Below are 19,301 nucleotides of genomic sequence, written 5' to 3'. Positions count from 1 at the left end.
TACTCCATCATCCGAATTGCAACGAAGAACGTGCTGGGAATCCATCGGGAGACGCCGCCCAGCTATATGCCTTCTTCGAAGTCTTCCAAGGAAAGGCCGAACTCCGCGAGAGCCTCCTCCAGATAGTCGCCAAGCATCGGAGTTTCGATCAGGTACGTCGCGGTGCGATTGTTGTGCGCCTGAGCGGCCTGCGCACGAAGCTCATCCCAATTGTCCAGCGAGCCGTCACCCCGGCCCAGCCACATCAGCGTGACCAGATCGATCTGTTCGTCGACATTGAGGCCCCTGATGAAGCTGACGAGCTCCGACCTGTCCGTGTTCAAACCTCGCCCACCGGTACCGGGCGCCGCGTCGTCATCCGCCAAATCTGCCAGCAATTCGGGTTCGGCCGCTTCCATTTCATGCTTGTGGATCTTGGTCACGACGAAGGCGACCTTCTCCGGCGAGATCGAGAGGGTGGGCGTGGTAGTCGTCATTCAGCGTCTCCTGGGTCCCCGGGCAAACGCTCCCAGGTCCCATGCAAGGGACGCTAGGCGTTCCGGAAGGAGCGCACTTTGCGCAAGATCAAGGCAGCGCGGCGGCGTGAAAAGCGGCGCAGCAGCCCACGTCAGTTCGACCGCCCCCGGCGCGCGATTGCACCGGGACTGCTTGGATCGACCAGAGGGACTGCGGGCAATCGATACTACCAGGTCCAAGCGAAAGGGCCGACATGCGGCTGCTGCGCGACCAGGATCATCGGTCTGCCCAGATGAGCTCTTGCGACCTTTCGCTTCTTCGCCTTGCTCGTGTCGGCAATCCGCGTCGCGCGAGGCTTCTCGGCGGCCTTCACGGCCGCAACCTGCGGGTTGGCTTCGACGGCGCTCATCTGCGCGAAGGCGTCGCGGAGACCGTTCTTGGCCACTTCTCCCGCAGGTTCTGCCGGAGGCTGCTCCGCCTTCGCGAGCTTCACCGGAGCTGGCGTGGCGACCGAGGTGTCCATCACGATCCGCTCCGGCCACTTTCGCGTCGACTGAATGCGCACCGGGGGAAGATCCGACGCAGACGACAGGCTTGCAGGCAATGGCACGCTGGGAAGCACGGCATCCGCCAGGACGAGCAGCGCCAGCAGAGTTCCACCGACGAAAAGAAAGTAACGGAGAATGGGCATAATTTACCGCTCCGTCGGCACCTGCGCCGACATCCACCTAACGGAGGATCATGACAGTATGTTCCCGCGTCGAACGCTCGGGTTCAAAGACCGTGGGAGACTAGCGCGACATAATTAGATTTTGGTCGCTGCAACCAGCGCGCATTTGGCCGCGCTGACGTTAACGTTGACGAATCCGACGTGGACCGCCGCGAAGGTCTTACGGCTGCGCGACCCGACTTGGCCGGGCACGATCCGTCGGCGGTCGGTGACGTGACTGCCGTCGCGCCGGCTGAAGGCGCAGCTGATTTCGACGTCCTTGACTGCGAAACTGTTGGCATTCCGTAGCGTGAAGGTCACCAGCGCCTTCGATCCAAGCCCGCCGCGCCGCCAGGACTGGGAACTGATCCGCAGGCCGGACAGAGCGGCCGGGTCGAGCGCAGTGGATGACACAGGTAGAATCGTCGGCGACAGACTGGCATGCGCGTCCATGACGTTCCGGCCGGAGCCGACGACCGGGGACGGATCGGGGTGCGCATTGGACCCCAGACTGGGCACCACGGACGAGAGCCCATGCGATGGCTCCGTCCCGTCTTCATCTCCTTCATACCGGCCGCTCGGGGAGGCCGATGTGACTTGCGCAAGGCGGAGGTCGGCCATCTCCTCCTCTTCGACCGACATGATCAGCCACCCGACTGCGCCGAACATGATCAGCGCGAGGATCGCCAACCCCGACACGGCGGCTCCCAAAGGGATGGACGCTCCGCCGCTTCGGCGCACGGCCAGCGACGCCGCGGCATCGGGCTTGCGACCCAGCAAACGAGAGAGACCCGCGCTCATGTCTGCACCATCGGCTGCCCGGCGGGGGCATCTGGAAGCTTCAATCGGCAAACATCGATAGGGTTGCATGCAAAGCCGACAATTGGAGGGCAGGCCCGGATACCGGTCGGTTTGCCGGCTGGCGCGGCCGGCGACGGGCCGGTAAACATCCGCTCCGCTGCCGACGCCTCAAGGAACGCCGCCGCGCCGCAAGCGGTTCACTCTTTCGAAAGATCTCGACGATGTTGAATGTCACGTGGGACCATATCCATCTGCGCAGCCCTGACCCGGAAGCCACCGCCAACTGGCTTCACGACATTCTCGGCGGCGAGATCGTCCGCAATCCCGGCCGCATCGACGTCAAGCTCGGCGGCGCCAGCGTGTTCATCGCCAAGGTCGAGCCGGGCGACGGAGTGAACGAGCCACCGGTGACCCCGCACCAGGGCCTCGATCATTTCGGCCTCACCGTGAAGGACATTGACGCCGCGGCCGCCGAGCTCAAGGCCAAGGGCGTCACCTTCACGACCGAGCCGACCACGGTCCGCCCCGGTGTTCGCATCTGCTTCATCCGCGGGCCCCAGGGCATTTCCATCGAGCTCCTGGAGCGCGACAAGAAATACGTCTGAGCGCCGCCCCGCTCGGCTACGTCATGCTGCCCGGCATGAAGCAGCGGATCGAGAGGCCCTGATAGCCGCGCATCGGCCACACCATGGTGCGCCCGACGCGGTTGGGCTCGGTGATGACCGCCTCGTCGGGAACGTCGAGCCATTCCCCCTCGATGCGGACGCGGTAGTGACCGCCCCTGCTCTCCCAGTCGACATCGCTGACGGCGCTGCCGTCGGCATCCGAGCAGCACGGGCCCTTGCCGCTGCGCAGGCCGTCGAACCATGCCTTGATCTCCGGCGACGAGTTCGCATACTGGCCGCGATCGCGCGCCAGTGACGGTGGCGCGCAGAGTGCGATCAGCAGCGCCGCACCGCCGACCTGGATGGGCGGCTTCCATGGAGCGACCGCCGGTCGCCTCGAACCCGTGTTGCTGATGTCGGCACGATCAGCTCGATGCGGCTCATGGCCGCGGGACACGATCCATTTGCTCATTTCCATCTGGTCCATCTGGCTCCTGCACCACCCCAGGGTGCACGGATAATGATGCATCAACTGGGCCAGATTTCGATTCGATCTCGGCTTCGTGAGAGTCAATCCGGAGTTTCACGCAGCGGCGCGGCATCCCCGCGCATTGCGGATCTCCCTACTCGGCCGCCTGCTCGAGAGGCGCGACCCGCGGCAGAATGATCTGGACGCGCGTGCCGGCGCCCGGCTCGGAGTCGAGATCAAGCCGGCCGCCGAGCCGGTTGGTCACGATGCTGTAGACGATGTGCAGGCCGAGGCCAGTGCCGCCCTGGTCGCGGCGCGTCGTGAAAAAAGGATCGAAGGCGCGGCGGCGAACGTCGAGCGACATGCCGCAGCCATTGTCGGAAAAGATGATCTCGACATTGTCGCGCCCGGATTCCCGCGCCCTGATTTCGATCACACCGCTCCTGCCGTCCGGAAACGCGTGCGCGACCGCATTGAGGAAGAGATTGGTCAGAACCTGCCCATAAGGCCCGGGGTAGCTGTTCATCACCAGATCGGGCTGGCAATCCACATTCACCGTCAGGTTCTGTCTGCGCACGCCCGGGCGCAGACTCATCACCACCTGCTCGGTGAGATCGGCGAGATCGAAGGTGCGCTTGTCGGAGTAGTTGCGGTCCGCTGCGACCTGCTTGAACGACTGGATCAGCTCGGCCGCGCGATTGAGATTTGCGACGAGCTGCCCAGCCGCACTGCGGCTCATCTCGATGAACTCGTTGAGGCTCGACCGCCGCAGTTCGCCCCGCGTGACCGCCTCGCTGAAGCGCTCGGTCTTGCGCTCGAGCGCGGAGGCGACCGTGAGGCTGATGCCGACGGGGTTGTTGACCTCATGGGCAACGCCGGCGACCATGCGCCCGAGCGCCGCGAGCTTCTCGGCTTCGATCAGCGAGGCCTGGGTCTCGCGCAGGTTCCGGAGCGCCGTCTCGGCGGCCTCCTTGGCCTTGCGCATCTCCAATTCGCTCTTCTTGCGCTCTCCAATGTCGAGCGCCACGGTGACGATCTTGTCGACCTCGCCGTCGGCGTCGAGAAGCGGCAGCTTGTTGACCAGCCATTGCCGCATGACGTTGCAAGAATCGAGGTATTCCTCCTCGTAGAACCCGAGGCCGGCCTTCGTCGCCAGCACGCGCTTGTCGTTCGAGTCCGTCTTGTTCGCACCGTAGCGCGACATCAGCTCGCCCGTGGTGCGGCCGAGCGCATCCTCGGGCTCGACGTTGAAGATGCCGGCCATGTAGCGGTTCATCAGGACATAGCGTAGCTCGCTATCCTTGACGTTGATCACCGCCGGCACGGTGTCGATGACCTGCTGCAGCAATCGCCGGCCTTCCGCGATCGCGTCCTCGGCGCGCTTCTGATCCGTGATGTCGCGGACCACGCCTTCGTAGCGAATTACCTCGCCGTTCTCATCCCGCACCACCGTGGCGCTGTCCGAAAGCCAGCGGATCTCGCCGGTGCGCCGGCGCACCTGGTATTCGAACTCGCGCACCATGCCGTCGCGCCGCATCAGCCGCTGATAGCGTTCGCGCGCCAGGGGATGGACATAGATCGTATCCGCGATGTCGTTGACGCTCTGGATCAGCTCGCTCGCGGATTCGTAGCCCATGATGCGCGCGAGCGCCGGATTGGCATTGAGCACGAGACCACTCGGTGTGGTGACATAGATGCCGTCGATCGAAGCTTCGAACAGCTTGCGATAGCTCTCCTCGGCCAGCCGCTGCTCGGCCAGCGCGCGGACGGCCGCCTCGCGCGCCGCGTCGGCATCCTGCAAAGTCTGCCGAAAGACTTCTGCCGCCCGCGCGATATCGCCGATCTCGTTCTGAACGTCGGTCTGCGGGATCGACGCCGCTTTTTCGCCCGCCGCCAGCGCCCGGATCGAGCGTGCGATCGAGGCCAGCGGCTTCACCGTGCGGCGCACCACGAACGAGGCAGCAAAGATGCCGATCAGAACGCCCGCCGTGCCGAAGATGATGCTCTGCCATTTCGTCTCCGCCAGCGTGCGGGCGAAGTCGCGCGACAGCACCTTGCCCTGGCTGGCACTCAAGGCGCGCAGCAGCTCCGTGACCCGGCCGATCAGCCGCCCCTCGATGCCCAGCACCTCCTTGTCGAGGCGTGCGATCTCGTCCTCGGTGCCGGCAATGGCGATGATCGCCTCGGCGTAGCGGTCCGCTGCCGCGCGCAGGGCGCTGTCCTCGATCGGCATTGCGCGCATGCTGCGGGCGGCCTGCTCGGCGCCAGCCGGGTCGCGCGCCAGCAACGCCGCGCCGACCTGGTTCTGCACTTGGAACAAGGCCCGCGCCGTGGCGCGATCAGTCAGGCCGGCGATGGCGTCCTCGAAGCTCTCGCGCGCCGCCGGCAAACCCGACAGCAGCTCGGCACGCCGCGCGATCAGCGCACTGATCCGGTCGATGCCCTCGCGGTAATTGGCGAGCCGCTGGGCAACGCCGTCGATGGTCGCCTGCTGCTCCGGTGCGAGTTGCAGGCGCGTCTTCTTCAGGAGCGCGCTGAGCTCGGTCGCCGCCTCCATGGCACGGTCGGAGCGCGAGCCGGGGTCGGTGACGAAATCGCGCGCCGCGAGCCGCAGCTCGTTCATGCGCTGGTCGATCTCCTCGGCGAGATCGCCGACGCCCTGCAGCCGCTGCAACTCGGCAAACGTCGAATCGATGTGGCGGATGGCGATCACGCTCGCCATGCTGGTCGCGGTGATGACGGCAAGCAGCAGCAAAAAGCTGCCAAAGATCATCCGCCCGATCGTCATCGATCGGAGGCTGCTGCAGGCCGTGTCGAGGTCCGGTAATCTACTCATGGGATCCGATGGTCGGAACCGCACTATATACGAGCCGCCGGGCGGCCAAATGAACATATAGAGAACAATTCTCGTCCGCGCATCATCCGCCGGACGAAAAATAGCCTCTGCGGTTAACCGGCCGCACCTAACTCGAACACCTCCCCGTCATAGCCCGCCTCGTGCGGAATGCGCAGCTGGCGACCGCCCTCGGCGGTCCTGGTCATCACCGGCATCACGGTGACGATGTCCATGCCCCGCGCCGCCGCCAGGGCTTCGGTCACCGCCGGCTGCTTGCCGAGCCGGATCAGGTTGCGCGTGGTCGGGAACGGCAGCTTGAAGCGGCCATCCTCGCCGCCCGCCAGCGCCTCGCGCGGCGAGACCCAGATCGAGTCGGTGGATTCCCGGCCATCATGGGCGCCGAGCTGGTCCGGCGGTGCGGCCGCCAGAAAGAACCAGGTGTCGAAGCGCTTCGGCAAGCCCTCGGGCGTGATCCAATGCGCGTAGGGAACGAGCGCATCGAGCGCCAGCACGAGGCCGTGAGCTTCGAGGACCTCGAGAAAGCTGATCTTGCCCTCGCACAGCGCCAGACGATGCGCAGCCTCGATCTCGCGGGCGGCAGCGGCATCGATCAGCGCGTCCGATCGGCCCGGCCGCGCCAGCAGGATGCCGCTCTCCTCGAAAGTCTCGCGCACCCCGGCGATGCGGAAGCCGAGCGCCTCGGCCTCCAGGCCCTCATCGCCGGCATAGAGCTCCGGCCTGCCGGCGATCTCCTGATCGCCTCTGTCGACGCTGCCGCCAGGAAACACCAGGGCGCCCGAGTTGAACTCGATCTGATGGTGACGCACCATCATGAACACCTCGATCTCGCGTGCGGCCGCGCTGTCGCGCAGCAGCAGCACGGTCGAGGCGGGACGGACGGCGGCGGCGTCAGCCATAGTCACTCCGCGGCGGTGGCACGAGGTTGCAGGTTGGCGCGGGCATCATAGCGCGCCACGCGCGACAAGAGATAGTCGACCTCGGCCTTGGCCGCGGCGCTGATGCCGGACGCCGGCTTGCGCTGGGCGCTGGAGGCAATGGCGCCGCGCTTCTGCAGCACGTATTTGCGCACGGCAAGCCCCGCCCCCGGCTGCTGCTCGTAGCGCACCAGCGGCAGATGCGCGTCGAACAGGTCGTGCGCGGCGTCGCGTTTTCCGGCCTGCGACAGCTTGACGACATCGACCAGCATCTCCGGGAAGGCGTAGCCGGTCATGGCGCCGTCGGCGCCGCGCTCCATCTCGAAGTCCAGGAACAGGCCGCCATTGCCGCACAGGATCGACAGCGGCTTGAGCGAGCCGTCCTTCTGGAAGCCACGCAGCGCGGAGATCTTCTCCAGGCCCGGCCAGTCCTCGTGCTTGAGCATCACGCAGGACGCGCTGTCCATGACGATCTTGCGGATGACGGCCGGCGTGAACTGGACGCTCAGCGTCAGCGGGTAGTCCTGCAGCACCCACGGAATGTCCTCGCCGATCGCCTCCTGGGCCTGCTTGAAATAGCCCGTGATCTGATCGTCGGTGCGGAGCGACGGCGGCGGCGCGATCATCACGCCAGCGGCGCCAGCATCCATGGTGGCGCGGGCCAGCGCGCGCATGGTGGCAAAGCCCGGCGACGAGACGCCGACGATGATCTGCATGTTTTTCGCGCGCTTGACGAAGCGGATCGCGACCTCGGCGGATTCAGCGGCGTCCAGTTTCGGCGCCTCGCCCATGATGCCCAGCACGGTGATGCCGTCGCAGCCGGCCTCGGCATAGAAATCGACCAGCCGGTCGATCGAGGCCTCGTCGATGCGGCCGTTATCATGGAACGGCGTCGGCGCAATCGCGAAGGTGCCTTTGGCGGCAGCGGTGAGCTTCATCGTCTGGTCTCCAATCTCTCTGGCGTCATTTCGGGATGCGCCGAGGCGGCATGTCCGAAATGACGACCTGAATACATCAAAACCGCCGTGCGGACTTGGCTATATCGGCCTCCGAAAAGAATATCTCCTGTGCGTGCGCGGCGATGTCCTGGGCGTTCCAAGCCGAGGACGGTGGCCTCCAGCCCTCCATCTCCATCATCAGCATCTCACGGACGCCGCGTGCGGCGGACACGCCGAGCACCTTGCCGGTCTGGTCGCCGGACAGACTGCTGACCATGTAGAGCACGGCCGGCGCAATGCCCTCGGGTGTCAACGCCGCGTCCGGGTTCTCCTTGTAGCGCGGCAGGTCCGCGGTCATGCGTGTCAGCGCGCCCGGCGCGAGCGTCCACACCCGGATGTTGTACTTGCGGCCCTCGATCGCCAGCACGTTGGACAGGCCCCAGATACCGCCCTTGGCGGCGCCGTAGTTGGACTGGCCGAAATTGCCGATCAGGCCCGAGGTCGAGGAGGTGTTGACGATGACGCCGCCGCCGTTGTCGCGCATCCAGCGGAACACCGGCAAGGTGCAGCAGAACGTGCCCTTGAGGTGCACCTGGATCACCTTGTCCCAGTCGGCCTCGCTCGACTTGGCGAAGGTCTGGTCGCGCAGGATGCCGGCATTGTTGACGAGGATGTCGGCGCGGCCGAAATGGCGGATGGCGTCGTCGAACACCGATTGCCCACCGGCCATGGTCGAGATGTCGGCGCCGTTGGCGACCGCGCGCCCGCCCTCGGCCTCGATCGCCGCGACCACCTGCTCGGCCATCGACAGGTCGGAGCCGGAGCCGTCACGCGGGCCGCCGCGATCGTTGACGACGACCGCCGCGCCCTCGCGCGCGAACAGTCTTGCGTAGGCCTCGCCGAGACCGCCACCTGCGCCGGTGATCAGCGCCACCTTGCCGTCGAGCAGTCCCATATGTGCCTCCTCCGCTGTCTTCTTTGCTTTCGTTCGTCATGACCGGGCTTGACCCGGCCATCCATCTTCGGAAGCGGATGGATGCCCGGGTCAAGCCCGGGCATGACGACAACGAACAGACGTGTCTCACATGGCAAGTATCAACCCAGCACCGTCTTGCCGTTCTTGATCACGGTGACGTTGCGTGCCTTGACCCGCGCCTCGAACGACACGACGTCGCCGTCCTTCCACAGATCGACCGTGACGGTCTCGCCGGGAAACACCGGCGAGGAGAACCGGGCGGCGTGCTGCCGGAACGCCGAGGCATCGTAGTCAGCATAGGTCTGCAGCACCGCGCGGCAGGTGAGACCGTAGGTGCACATGCCGTGCAGGATCGGCCGCGGGAAGCCGGCGCGGCGCGCGAATTCGGGGTCCGAATGCAGCGGATTGCGGTCGCCGCACAGGCGGTAGATCAGCGCCTGGTCCGGCCGCGTGGAAATGTCGACGCTGCGATCGGGCGCGCGCGACGGCACCGGATGCGGCTCGGGGATGCCACCCGAGGGACCGCCGAAGCCGCCATCGCCGCGGGCGAAGCGCGAGGCCACCAGGGTCGCCAACGGCGCGCCGCTCTCGTCGCGCAGGATCGTCTGATGGCGAATGACGGCGCCCTTGTCCTTACCCTTGTCCGACACCGCGAGCACGGAGGAGTCCGCCGTGATCTTCGCGGCCGTCGCCAGCGGCTGGTGAAAGGTGATGTCGCGCTCCCCATCGACCACCAGCACCCGGTTGAGCTTCATGTCGCCGGGGCCCGAACCCCAGGCGGCGACGGAGGCAAAGGTCGGCACCACCTTCAGCGGCCGCGGCTCGGCGGTGGCCTCGTTGACGAAGGCGAGCTCCCTCTCGTCCATCGGATCGGCGCCCATGCCGATGCCATAGGCGTACAGCATCACCTCGCGATCGCCGTAGGCATATGGCTGCCCGATCGCCTTCATCGCCATCAGCTCATCGTAGTTGATCGGCATGTTGTTGGTGTCCTCCCCGAAACGCGTTCCTTGTAGGGTGGGCAAAGCGAAGCGTGCCCACCGCCATTCCCGCAGCTCCCACGGTGGGCACGGCTCTCCGCGCCTTTGCCCACCCTACGCACTCGTCGTGGAGCACACCGCTTGTTCCGCATCCGTCATTGCGAGCGGAGCGAAGCAATCCAGGGCTGCGCAAGGACTCTGGATTGCTTCGTCGCTTCGCTCCTCGCAATGACGCGTGGATGCATCTGTGCTCCCTCTCCTAAACCGGCGTGAAGAACGGCAGCGGGGCGCCGTCGGTCGGCTTGAACACCACCCTCACCTTCTGGCCGATCTTCAGGCTGTCGAAATCGCAGTCGACGAAATTGGTCTGCAGCGATGGGCCTTCCTTCAACGTGACGTAGCCGATCGCGTAAGGGCCGGTCGGCGACTTTCGCATGATCGAGAATGTGTAGATCTCGCCCTCGCCTGCGCTTTGCTCCCACACCGTCTGGTCCGAGAAGCAGAACGGGCAGATCGAGCGCGGGAAGTAATGCGCCTCGCCGCAGGCGGTGCAGCGCTTGATCATGAACCTGCCCTCGGCGGCGGCATCCCAGAACGCCTTGGTCTCGGGATTGGTGACGGGGGCCGGCAGCTTTTTCGCTTCAGACATCACACGCGCTCCAGAATGCAGGTCGAGGCGGCGTGGCGCACGCCGAGCAGGCCGCCGGTGCCATGGGCGATGGCGAGATCGCAGTTTGGCACCTGCACCTTGGGATGGGCTTCGCCGCGCAGCTGGCGCACGGCCTCGATCACCTTGGTCATGCCGCCGCGGTTGACGGGATGGTTGCTGCAGAGGCCGCCGCCATCGGTGTTGAACGGCAGCTTGCCGACGCCGGAGATGAGATTGCCGTCGGCGACGAACTTGCCGCCCTCGCCCTTCTTGCAGAAGCCGAGATCCTCGAGCTGCATCAGCACGGTGATGGTGAAGCTGTCATAGATCGAGGCGTACTTGATGTCCTTTGGCGTTACGCCCGCTTCCTCGAAGGCGCGCGGGCCGGACCACACGCCGGCGGAATAAGTGAGATCGAGGTCCTTGCCGCCACGCGGCCCCTTCATCGCCTCGCCATGGCCGATCAGGCGCACCAGCGGCTTCTTCAGGCTCCTGGCAATCTCCGGCGTGGTCACGATCAGCGCGCCGCCCCCGTCGGTGACCACGCAGCAATCCATGCGATGCAAGGGATCGGAGATCATCGGCGAGTTGATGACGTCCTCGACGGTGACGACCTCCTTCAGCATCGCGTGCGGATTGTACTGCGCGTGATGCGAGGCCGCGACCTTGATCCAGGCGAGCTGCTCACTCGTGGTGCCGTAGTCGTGCATGTGGCGCATGGCGCACATGCCATAGGCGTTGTGCGTGGTGGCGCCATAGGCCATCTCGAAATCGGCCTCGGCGCCGGCGGCACGCGGCGGCATCGGGCCGGTGCGCGGCTTGCCGGCCAAGGTGATCAGCGCGATCGAGCATTTGCCGGCCGCGATCGCTTCCGCAGCGTGGCCGACGTGGATCAGATAGGAACAGCCGCCGGTCTCGGTGGAATCGATGTGGCGCACCTTCAGCCCGAGATAGTCGATCATCGGCCAGGCACCGCCCGGCGCATCGCCGCCGCAGAAATAGCCGTCGACATCCCGCGCGCTGAGCCCGGCATCCTCGAGCGCGCCCTTGGCGACCTCGGCATGCAGCTGCGCCGTGGATTTGTCCGGTGCATGCCGGGTGGGATGCTCATAGATCCCGGCAATGTAGGCCTTGCCCTTGATGGTCAATTCCGTCTCCGCTGCTCGTCGTTTCGTCCCGAATGGTTGGAGATTTTCTGGACCGTTGCATGAGGGTTGGCAAGCGTGGAAAATATTCCGCGAGGTGGAGATGAGCCGTGGTCTTGCCCTTCACTCCGCTGTCGTCCCGGGCTTGACCCGGGACCCATACCCACCGGCCAATGTTGTTAAGCGCGATGGTCGACCAGCGTGCGCGACAACTTCTCCCTGTGGATATGGGTCCCGGGTCAAGCCCGGGACGACACCGGTGATGACGCGCGATCGTGCCCATATCGAACTACGCACGACATCGCATTCCCGCGGCAGACACTGCCCGGGTGATGCTGGTCTCGCTCACCCTCATCAAGTCGGAGGGCGCAGGGAAGGCCAGGCGTCGGCTGACGCCTGCGGCCCGCCTGCGAAAAAAATGCAGGCGGCAGGTACCACAGGTGCAGCCGGAAAACGCCCGGCCTTCCCTGCGCGATGGTCTTCACGCTTATACGCAGTCTGCTTGGTGCACCGGGCTTGTTGGCCACCATGCGCACAATGCTTGCGCATTGCGCGGGACACCAGCATCGGGGTGTCAGCACGCTGCGACTTCACGTCCGCGCCATGCCGTTCGTCCGCGCATCCGTGAGGACACGCTGCGGCACGTCGCGGCCACCGCTCCCCGCCTCGCGTGTCGTGACGATCGCGCGCAACGCCCCTCCGAAGTGAGGCGGGATGCGCTCATCAAAGCACAATTTCTGAATTTCGTAAAGAAGATTCTGCCCGACGGGCAGTTTGCGCAAGGCACATCTGTGGCGACTCCTGCCTCGAGCCAGCAGGACCGATTGCTCCGTTCGAGATCGGGCCGGACCGCTCGGAGGTCGACCTACACCCGATCATGGCTGCCAGGACCGTGTAACGGAACGAACCGCGTGACCGGCCGTTGCCCCTCCGCTGCATCATTTCTCGGATCCTCCGGTTGTCGTGCACGCCTTTCCATGAGGGCAGATGATGACCGCAGCCCGGACCACAGCGCGCAAGCTCGCAGCCCCAACGCCCAGCCTCCTGACCAACCCGACACCGTCCCTCGAGCCCCTGACGCGTCGCGGCCGGTCGCTGGCGAAGACTCATCCATTTCTTCTGGCGGCAGCGGCGGCCACGGCCGTCCTGGCCGTCACAGCACTGATCAATCGCCGCCTCGCCAAGTCGGCCGAACGGGCCAATCCCCCCGCCGGCCAGTTCATGGACGTCGACGGCGTCCGGCTGCACTATGTCGAGCGCGGCACCGGCGTGCCGCTGGTGCTGCTGCACGGCAACGGCAGCATGATCCAGGACTTCGCCTCCAGCGGCCTGATCGATCTGGCGGCGCAGAACTACCGTGTCATTGCATTCGACCGGCCTGGCTTCGGCCATAGCGACCGGCCGCGCAACGTCGTCTGGACGCCGACGGCGCAGGCCCGGCTAATCAAGAGCGCACTCGACCGCCTGGGCGTATCGGAGGCCTTCGTGCTGGGTCACTCCTGGGGCGCATCCGTGGCGGTGGCGCTCGCCCTCGAACATCCGGCCATGGTCAAGGGCATGGTGCTCGCCTCCGGCTATTACTATCCGACCTTCCGGTCCGACGTGGTGGCCGGATCGGCTCCGGCCATTCCGTTGGTGGGCGATATTCTGCGCTACACGATCTCGCCTTTGATCAGCCGGATGATGTGGCCGCTGCTGATGGCCAAGCTGTTCGGCCCGCGGTCGGTTCCGGCGAAGTTTGCCGGCTTCCCGAAGGAAATGGCGGTTCGCCCGTCGCAGATTCGCGCCTCCGCTGCGGAAGCCGCGCTGATGATTCCCGATGCTTTCCGCTTCAGGAGAGCGTACGGTGAGCTGAAGATGCCGGTCGTGATCGTTGCCGGCGATCAGGATCGCCTGATCGACGTCGACGCGCAGTCCAGACGGCTTCATCACGACGTCAGCCAGAGCACCTTTCACCGCGTGCGCGGTGCCGGCCACATGGTGCATCAGACGGCGACCGAGGCCGTCATGTCCTCGATCGACGAAGTCGCAGCGGCGGCGTAGTCGGAGGGCGAATATGGCTGCGGCTGCCGGATTGCGGGATCCGTAGCTTGCGGAGCAGCGACGAAAGGGGGAAGCGAACTCATGCCGGCCGAGGACGCGTGCATGCCGATCTGGCACGAAAAGCATCTGCGGGCCGCTACCAAAGCTGCCGGCGTGGCCTTGTGGTCGTGGAACGTCGACACCGATGCGATCACGATGGACGAGCGCGCCTATGAGCTGTGGGAGGTGCCCAAGAGCAAGAGCAGGATCACGTTCGAGGTGCTGTCCCGGAACATTCACCCGGCCGACCTCGAGCGGGTGAGGTCGGCGTTTTCGGCGACGCGGGCGATCGTCGGCGCGTATGAGATCGATTTTCGCATTCTCGCGGATGGCGAGATCCGCTGGATTTCCGCCCGCGGCCAAGGCGACGATGCCGACATCGCCGAGCGGCTGATGTTCGGCATCTTCCTCGACGTGACCCAGCGCAAGCAGGCCGAGGAAGCCAACGAGCTGCTGGCGGGCGAGATGGGCCACCGGGTCAAGAACCTGCTGACGATCGCGACCGCGCTGACGCAGATGACGTCACGGACGGCGGCGACGAAGGAGGACATGGCCCACGAGCTCGCCAGCCGGTTGATCGCGCTGGGCCGTGCCCAGGATCTGATACGTCCGCGGCCGGGCGGGACGAACCAAGCAGCCCTGCTCGGCGATCTCGTCTCGGTGCTGCTTGCCCCCTATGACGAGAAAGGCGCCAGCGTCCGCATCCGTGTGTCGGTGCCCAAGATGAATGTCGGAGAACGCTCGAGCACGACATTGGCGCTGGTGATCCACGAGCTCGCGACCAACTCGGCGAAATACGGCTCGCTGTCGGTTTCGAGCGGCACGCTGGACGTGTCATGCAGCGCGCATGACGACGAGGTCGCGATCACGTGGACCGAGCGCGGCGGGCCGCCGAAGTCGGCCGACACCAGCGAAGGCTTCGGCAGCAAGCTGATCCATCGCAGCGTGAACGCCCAGCTCGGCGGCACCATCGCCTTCGACTGGTCCGACGAAGGCCTGGTCGTGACGCTGCGCATGAGCCGCGAGCGGATGGCGAACTGACGCCCCTGGCCGCCCGTGTCGCTTCGTTCACGTGGGCACTATATGCAATCCTCCCAGGACATGACCGCCGGCAAGATTCCCGTCCTCCAGTAGATCACCTTATCATCCCGGGTCTCGAAAATGATCGCTCTCTTGGCATCCGGGCTCTTGGCGATCACCCAATGATTGGGTGCGGGTGGCGGCTCCGTGACACCCTGCTTCAGCCGCTCGGCCTTGTCTTCCTCGGTCTCCTCGCTCTCGTATGGCGCGAATGTCCGCTCCGTCGCTCCATAGGCACCCGCGATGTCGGCCTCCGTCGACCCCACTCCAACTCCGTTCGCGTCGACGATCTTCGGATCTGGTCGACGCCCATCGTCGAGAAAGAGGTAGATCACGGCAATCCTGCCATCGACGATCACGTAGGACAGCGCTTCGTCCTTGCCGTCGGCGCGACTGGCGACATAGCACTCCTTCGTGTACGGCGGCTCCATCGGACCAAGCTTTGCGTTCAACGCACGCTCGGCCTCGGCAACGGTCATGCCCAGGTCGACCGGCCCCACGCCACGCCAGGACATGACCTCGGCGTGGCTCGAGGTCGATATCGCCGCGATAGCCGCGAACAAGAAAACCAGAACTCGCATGGATCACCCCTATCGACGCCTCCATGCATATAGCAACATGTAGTGAATACGGCAGATTTATGCGACATCCGCACGAGTGGGTGAACGGGAGTCATCCAGAGTTGGGCAAGGACGCTAGATTGCTTCGCTACGCTCGCAATGACGGTGGTGTGAGCGCACGACACACTCCCAGGCGTCATTCCGGGGCAGACCGCTCGACAAAATAGCGGAGCCATTTGACGTGAGAGCTGAGCGCGGGTTCCAGAGCCACGACGGGCCGCTGCGACGACGAAAGCGAAAATCTCGCGCAATGATCCCGTCTGTGGTTATGGATTCCCGGCTCGCGCAGGCGCGCACGAGCGCCCCGGAATGACGAGAGGTATACAGATCGCATGATGGTGGGCACGGCGCTCGCGCGCCTTTGCCCACCCTACGGCACGTCGCCTGGAGTGCCTACTCCGCCGCCATCTGCCGTGGCGCCGGCGGCGGGCTGGCGAGGTCGGCGGCGAGTTGCGCATAACGCACTTTCGCGTCATTCACCGCCTTCTCCTTGACGGGGCCGTAGCCGCGGATCTTGTCGGGCAGCGACAGCAGCTCGACGGCGATCTCGGCATTGGCCGGCGACAACAAGTTCAGCACCGTCGCGACGTCCTTCTCATAGCCCGCGATCAGGTCGCGCTCCATCCGGCGCTCGGCCGCATAGCCGAAGATGTCGAGCGGCGTGCCGCGCAGGCCCTTGAGCTTCGCCAGCAGCCGGAACAGCTTCATCATGCCCGGGCCGAAGCTGCGCTTCTTCGGCCGCCCCTGGGGATCGAGGCCGGAATTGAGGATCGGCGGCGCGAGGTTGAAGGAGATCTTGTAGTCGCCCTCGAAGGCGTCGTGGAGCTGCCTCTGGAAGGTGCCGTCCGAGAACAGCCGCGCCACCTCGTACTCGTCCTTGTAGGCCAGCAGCTTGGCGTAGTTGATCGCGACCGCGCGCGGCAGCGCCTCGCCGTAGCCGCCCTTGTCGGCGGCCTCGCGCACCTGATCGACCAGCTTGCGGTAGCGCTTGGCGAGCCGCGCATTCTGATAGCCGGTGAGCAAGGCCATGCGATGGGCGATGATCTCGTCGAGCGTCATCGCCTCCAGCGACTTCGGCGGCACCGCCTCGTCCTTGCCGGTCATCATGTCGGCGAGCCGCTCGGGATTGACCACCGCGAGGCGGCCGAGCCGGAACGCCTCGGTGTTCATCTTGACCGCGACGCCGTTGATCGCGATCGCCTTCTCGATCGCCTCCGCCGACAGCGGCAGCAGGCCCTTCTGATAGGCATACCCCATCATCATCATGTTGGTGGCGATGCTGTCGCCAAGCAGCGCCTCGGCCGGCTTGGTGAAATCGAGGAAGCTCGAGTCCTTGTGCAGCGCCGTTTCCAGCAGGCCCGTCACCTTGCGGTTCTGGAAGTTGAAGTCGCGGTTGAGCACGAAATCGGCGGTCGGAATCAGATGGCTGTTGATGACGCCATGGGTGCGCGCGCTGTCGCACAGCGTGATCGTCTCCTTGGCGCCCGCCACCACCTCGTCGGCGGCGATGACGAGATCGGCGGTGCCGGTGACGATACGCGAGCAGGTCACATCGGCGGTGTTCTCCGACAGGCGCACATGGCTGAGCACCGCGCCGCCCTTCTGCGCGAGGCCGGACATGTCGAGGATCATCGAGGCCTTGCCCTCGATATGGGCGGCCATGCCGAGCAGCGCGCCGATCGTCAGCACGCCGGTGCCGCCGACGCCGCCGACCGCGACGTTGTAGGGCCGCTCCAGCGACGGCTTGGTCAGGGGCTCCGGCATCACGCCGATGTCGCCGAGTTCGGCTGGGGCGCGGCTGCGCGGCTTGCCGCCGTCGATCGTGACGAAGGACGGGCAGAAGCCCTTCACGCAGGAATAGTCCTTGTTGCAGGAGGACTGGTTGATGACGCGCTTGCGCCCGAGCTCAGTCTCCAGCGGCTCGACCGAGATGCAGTTCGACTGCACCGAGCAGTCGCCGCAGCCCTCGCAGACGGCCGGATTGATGAAGACGCGGCGCTGCGGATCCTCCATCGTGCCGCGCTTGCGGCGGCGGCGCTTCTCGGCGGCGCAGGTCTGCACGAACACGATCGCCGAGGCGCCCTTGGTCTCGCGGAGCGTCTTCATGACGTTCTCGAGCTCGTCGCGATGCGCCAGCTTGACGCCGGGCGCGATGCTGTCGGCCGGATAGGCGTCGGGATTTTCCGAGACCAGATAGATCTCGCGGATGCCCTCGGCATGGAGCTGGAAGGTGATCTGCTGCGGCGACAAATCGCCGTCATGGCGCTGGCCGCCGGTCATCGCAACCGCGTCGTTGTAGAGGATCTTGTAGGTAATGTTGGCCTTGGAGGCGATCGACTGGCGGATCGCGAGGCTGCCAGAGTGGAAATAGGTGCCGTCGCCGAGATTGGCGAAGATGTGCTTCTCGTCGGTGAACGGTGCGATGCCGACCCAAGGCACGCCCTCGCCGCCCATATGGGTGAAGGTCTCGGTGTTGCGGTTCATCCACAGCGACATGAAGTGGCAGCCAATGCCGGCGAGCGCGCGGCTGCCCTCGGGCACCTTGGTCGAGGTGTTGTGCGGGCAGCCCGAGCAGAAATACGGCGTGCGCGCCACCGGCGAGATCAGCTGCATCTGCGAGGCGTCGCGGCCGTTGAACCAGTCGGCCTTGGCGCGCAGCATCGCCTTGATCTCGGGATTGAGGTCGAGGCGGAGAAGACGCTCCGTCAATGAGCTCGCGAGCGAGGCGACGGAAAGCTCGGTGGCGAACGGCAGGAAGCGCTTGTCGTGCTCGTCCATCTTGCCGACGATGCGCGGGCGGACGTCGTCGCGCCAGTTGAACAGCTCCTGCTTGACCTGGTTCTCGACGATCTCGCGGCGCTCCTCGATGATGAAGATCTCCTCGAGGCCGACCGCGAACTGCCGCACGCCTTCCGGCTCCAGCGGCCAGGGCATGCCGATCTTGTAGAGCCGCAAGCCGATCTTGGCCGCGACCTCCTCGGTGATGCCGAGCTCGCGCAGCGCCTGACGGATGTCCTCATAGCTCTTGCCGGACGCCATGATGCCGTAGCGGGCATTCGGTGAGTCCATCGTGATGCGGTTGACCTTGTTGGCGCGGGCAAAGGCGATCGCGGCAAAGCCCTTGTAGTCCTGCAGCCGACGGTCCTGGTCGAAGCGGTCGTCGGGCCAGCGCAGATTGAGACCACCCGGCGGCATCTCGAAATCGGGGGGAATGACGAACGGCGTCATCTCGTCGTTGAGGTTGATCTCGGCGGTGGTCTCCACCGTCTCGGTGATCACCTTCATGCCGACCCAGCAGCCGGAATAGCGCGACATCGCAATGCCGAGCAGGCCCATCTCGATCATCTCGTGGATCGAGGACGGGTAGAGATAGGGCATCAGCGCCGAGATGAAGGCATGGTCGGACTGATGCGGCACGGTCGAGGATTTGGCGCCGTGGTCGTCGCCGGCGAGACAGAGCACGCCGCCGTTCTTGGCGGAGCCGGCCGCATTGCCGTGGCGAAACACGTCGCCGCAGCGGTCGACGCCGGGGCCCTTGCCGTACCAGATGCCGACGACGCCGTCATACCTGCCGCCGGGCGACAGTGCGAGCTGCTGCGAACCCCAGATCGCGGTCGCCGCGAGGTCCTCGTTCACGCCGGGCTGGAACTTGATGTTGTACTGCTCGAGATGCTTGCGGGCGGAGAACAGCTGCTGGTCGTAGCCGCCGAGCGGCGAGCCGCGATAGCCGGAGATGAAGCCGGCGGTATTGAGGCCGGCGGCGCGGTCGCGCCGGATCTGGGCCATCGGCAGCCGCACCAGCGCCTGGATGCCGGTCAGGAAGATGTGGCCGGAGCTTGCGGTGTATTTCTGGTCGAGATTGATCTCGCTCTCGTTGAGTCCCATTCCGCCCTCTTGCCGTGCTTTACCGGGGTGCGCGGCTGCCGCCGGCCGGCGGAAGCGCGCGTTCTGCCAATCATTTATGTCTGCTTTTGAAGAATGCGCATCACAAATCTCGTTTGCGCAGGGCAGCCAACCGAA

17 protein-coding genes are annotated in these 19,301 nt (G+C 65.5%); 3 read left to right on the top strand and 14 right to left on the bottom strand.

Annotated features, from left to right (window positions below):
- Nucleotides 1-62: 62 nt before the first annotated feature.
- The 3 genes from QW868_RS24665 to QW868_RS24655 all read right to left on the bottom strand — a co-directional run bounded on the left by QW868_RS24665 (nt 63) and on the right by QW868_RS24655 (nt 1,966).
- Complete coding sequence (locus QW868_RS24665; RefSeq protein WP_316231745.1) at nt 63-476, bottom strand: DUF3775 domain-containing protein; 414 nt, start codon at nt 474-476, stop codon at nt 63-65.
- A 206-nt stretch (nt 477-682) separates the two neighbouring features.
- Entirely contained in the window at nt 683-1,147 is a 465-nt protein-coding gene (locus tag QW868_RS24660; RefSeq protein WP_316231744.1) for a hypothetical protein, read from the bottom strand.
- Nucleotides 1,148-1,261: 114 nt separating this feature from the next.
- On the bottom strand, nt 1,262-1,966 hold the full coding sequence (locus QW868_RS24655; RefSeq protein WP_316231743.1) for a hypothetical protein: 705 nt from the start codon (nt 1,964-1,966) through the stop codon (nt 1,262-1,264).
- A 221-nt stretch (nt 1,967-2,187) separates the two neighbouring features.
- Between QW868_RS24655 and QW868_RS24650 the strand changes: the two genes are divergently transcribed.
- Nucleotides 2,188-2,571 carry a VOC family protein gene (locus tag QW868_RS24650; RefSeq protein WP_316231742.1) on the top strand — a complete coding sequence of 128 codons (384 nt, stop codon included), beginning with the start codon at nt 2,188-2,190 and terminating at the stop codon, nt 2,569-2,571.
- A 16-nt stretch (nt 2,572-2,587) separates the two neighbouring features.
- Here QW868_RS24650 and QW868_RS24645 read toward each other — a convergent pair whose 3' ends face one another.
- The 9 genes from QW868_RS24645 to QW868_RS24605 form a co-directional block, all read right to left on the bottom strand.
- Nucleotides 2,588-3,049: a hypothetical protein gene (locus tag QW868_RS24645; RefSeq protein WP_409997751.1), complete on the bottom strand. Its 462-nt coding sequence runs from the start codon at nt 3,047-3,049 to the stop codon at nt 2,588-2,590.
- Nucleotides 3,050-3,194: 145 nt separating this feature from the next.
- Nucleotides 3,195-5,876: a PAS domain-containing protein gene (locus QW868_RS24640; protein ID WP_315737646.1), complete on the bottom strand. Its 2,682-nt coding sequence runs from the start codon at nt 5,874-5,876 to the stop codon at nt 3,195-3,197.
- Nucleotides 5,877-5,989: 113 nt separating this feature from the next.
- A complete protein-coding gene (locus tag QW868_RS24635; protein ID WP_316231741.1) occupies nt 5,990-6,793 on the bottom strand; it encodes an NUDIX hydrolase in 804 nt (267 codons plus the stop codon).
- Nucleotides 6,794-6,795: 2 nt separating this feature from the next.
- Complete coding sequence (locus QW868_RS24630) at nt 6,796-7,749, bottom strand: dihydrodipicolinate synthase family protein (RefSeq protein ID WP_316231740.1); 954 nt, start codon at nt 7,747-7,749, stop codon at nt 6,796-6,798.
- A gap of 76 nt (nt 7,750-7,825) precedes the next feature.
- Nucleotides 7,826-8,704 carry an SDR family oxidoreductase gene (locus QW868_RS24625; RefSeq protein WP_316231739.1) on the bottom strand — a complete coding sequence of 293 codons (879 nt, stop codon included), beginning with the start codon at nt 8,702-8,704 and terminating at the stop codon, nt 7,826-7,828.
- Between the two features lie 140 nt (nt 8,705-8,844).
- Entirely contained in the window at nt 8,845-9,705 is an 861-nt protein-coding gene (locus QW868_RS24620) for a MaoC family dehydratase (RefSeq protein WP_316231738.1), read from the bottom strand.
- 259 nt (nt 9,706-9,964) lie between these two features.
- A complete protein-coding gene (locus tag QW868_RS24615) occupies nt 9,965-10,354 on the bottom strand; it encodes a Zn-ribbon domain-containing OB-fold protein (RefSeq protein WP_316231737.1) in 390 nt (129 codons plus the stop codon).
- Complete coding sequence (locus tag QW868_RS24610; protein WP_316182080.1) at nt 10,354-11,502, bottom strand: thiolase domain-containing protein; 1,149 nt, start codon at nt 11,500-11,502, stop codon at nt 10,354-10,356. Before QW868_RS24610 ends, QW868_RS24615 begins: the two co-directional genes overlap by 1 nt.
- Nucleotides 11,503-12,089: 587 nt before the next feature.
- Complete coding sequence (locus QW868_RS24605) at nt 12,090-12,281, bottom strand: hypothetical protein (protein WP_315798645.1); 192 nt, start codon at nt 12,279-12,281, stop codon at nt 12,090-12,092.
- 208 nt (nt 12,282-12,489) lie between these two features.
- Here QW868_RS24605 and QW868_RS24600 point away from each other — a divergent pair, with 208 nt between their 5' ends.
- Together QW868_RS24600 and QW868_RS24595 are read left to right on the top strand one after the other, a co-directional pair.
- A complete protein-coding gene (locus tag QW868_RS24600) occupies nt 12,490-13,542 on the top strand; it encodes an alpha/beta hydrolase (RefSeq protein ID WP_316231736.1) in 1,053 nt (350 codons plus the stop codon).
- A gap of 102 nt (nt 13,543-13,644) precedes the next feature.
- On the top strand, nt 13,645-14,622 hold the full coding sequence (locus tag QW868_RS24595) for a sensor histidine kinase (protein ID WP_316231735.1): 978 nt from the start codon (nt 13,645-13,647) through the stop codon (nt 14,620-14,622).
- 38 nt (nt 14,623-14,660) lie between these two features.
- On the opposite strand, the gene QW868_RS24590 is transcribed toward QW868_RS24595, so the two are convergent.
- Nucleotides 14,661-15,140, bottom strand: coding sequence for a hypothetical protein (locus QW868_RS24590; protein WP_315737637.1), 480 nt, complete (start codon nt 15,138-15,140; stop codon nt 14,661-14,663).
- 534 nt (nt 15,141-15,674) lie between these two features.
- Entirely contained in the window at nt 15,675-19,166 is a 3,492-nt protein-coding gene (locus tag QW868_RS24585; RefSeq protein ID WP_316231734.1) for an indolepyruvate ferredoxin oxidoreductase family protein, read from the bottom strand.
- Between the last annotated feature and the right edge of the window lie 135 nt (nt 19,167-19,301).

Origin of the sequence: Bradyrhizobium sp. SZCCHNR1051, from assembly GCF_032489615.1 — a bacterium.
Classification (GTDB): Bacteria; Pseudomonadota; Alphaproteobacteria; order Rhizobiales; family Xanthobacteraceae; genus Bradyrhizobium.
The sequence above is the reverse complement of the archived record's forward strand: the minus strand, read 5'-3'. Positions and strand labels throughout refer to the sequence as shown.